General features: G+C 72.8%; 1 protein-coding gene and 1 pseudogene. Both read right to left on the bottom strand.

Going from position 1 to position 448, the window contains the following annotated elements:
- A pseudogene (locus LPA54_RS38810) lies at positions 1–243 on the bottom strand (hypothetical protein); the annotation flags it as partial.
- Positions 240–448 (bottom strand): DinB family protein (locus LPA54_RS38815; RefSeq protein WP_228985095.1); only part of this gene is annotated, 209 nt, incomplete at its 5' end. The pseudogene LPA54_RS38810 and the gene LPA54_RS38815, both read right to left, overlap by 4 nt.

Below are 448 nucleotides of genomic sequence, written 5' to 3' on the forward strand. Positions count from 1 at the left end.
GTTCCACCAGTGGTAGCCGTGCGGGGAGCCGTCCCGGCGGACGTCGGCGACCTGGTGGTCGCCGCCGAAGAGGTCGTTGCCCACCTGGGTCGTGTTGTCGCAGTGGCCCACGGAGGGGTTGTCCGGGCGCCAGTCGGGCTGGTCGTCGGGTGAGCTGGTGTCGGCCGCCCAGCAGGAGCGGAACGCCTTGTCGAGGACGAGCAGGGACCACGGGGGCCGGGGGGCGGCGGCGTCACCGTTCATGACGCCGCCCGCAGCATGCGGAGTTGGCCGATCTCCGTCGCGTTCTTCATCAGCTCCGCGTTGACCCAGGCCAGCATGTGCGCCTTCGGGCGGGACGGGTCGTCCGGCCAGGGGAAGGGAGCCGGGGCGTCCAGGTCGGCGTCCGTGAGGGTGTCGAGGTGGGCGAGCCACTCCGTGCGCAGGGAGCGGAGCCCGGCGATCGTGG

Origin of the sequence: Streptomyces sp. DH12, assembly GCF_020873895.1 — a bacterium.
Lineage (GTDB): Bacteria > Actinomycetota > Actinomycetes > Streptomycetales > Streptomycetaceae > Streptomyces.